Annotated in this window: 1 rRNA gene; it reads left to right on the top strand. The window is 57.4% G+C overall.

The features are described from left to right. Nucleotides 1-272, top strand: a 23S ribosomal RNA gene (locus AC13HU_RS38365); the annotation flags it as partial.

Raw genomic sequence — 272 nt, 5'->3', positions numbered from 1 at the left:
CGGATGTCGAGCTTGCTCGGCATCTCGTGACTGCGTGCCTTTTGAAGAATGAGCCTGCGAGTTTGCGGTGTGTTGCGAGGTTAACCCGTGTGGGGGAGCCGTAGCGAAAGCGAGTCCGAATAGGGCGACGTCTTTAATTAGACACTGAGTAGCACGCTCAAGACCCGAAGCGGAGTGATCTAGCCATGGGCAGGTTGAAGCGCGGGTAAGACCGTGTGGAGGACCGAACCCACCAGGGTTGAAAACCTGGGGGATGACCTGTGGTTAGGGGT

Source organism: Streptomyces sp. NH27 (assembly GCF_056859195.1).
This window is presented reverse-complemented; position numbering and strand designations above follow the sequence as displayed.